Raw genomic sequence first — 360 nt, 5'->3', positions numbered from 1 at the left:
CACCCAGGTCGGCGTGTGGTACGCGGAACTGTCCGACATCTACCAGCAACAATATTTCAACCTGACCCACAGCCAGCCCATCGGCGACTGGACCCTGGGCGCCAACCTCGGCTACTTCACCGGCAAGGAAAACGGCAGTGCGTTGGCCGGCGACCTGGACAACAAAACCGCGTTCGCCATGCTCTCGGCCAAGTACGGTGGCAATACCTTTTATGTCGGCCTGCAGAAAGTCGGCGGCGATGATGCCTGGATGCGCGTCAACGGCACCAGCGGCGGCACCCTGGCCAACGACAGCTACAACTCCAGCTACGACAACGCCAAGGAAAAATCCTGGCAACTGCGCCACGACTTCAACTTCGC

The 360-nt window shown here is 60.3% G+C and carries 1 protein-coding gene; it reads left to right on the top strand.

Translation table 11 applies throughout. From position 1 onward, the window contains the following. A partial coding sequence (locus V7773_RS30290) for an OprD family outer membrane porin (protein ID WP_336076509.1) occupies window positions 1-360 on the top strand: 360 nt, incomplete at both ends.

The sequence above is a fragment of the Pseudomonas sp. 3JA genome, from assembly GCF_036961705.1.
Classification (GTDB): domain Bacteria; phylum Pseudomonadota; class Gammaproteobacteria; order Pseudomonadales; family Pseudomonadaceae; genus Aquipseudomonas; species Aquipseudomonas fluorescens_Q.
This window is presented reverse-complemented; position numbering and strand designations above follow the sequence as displayed.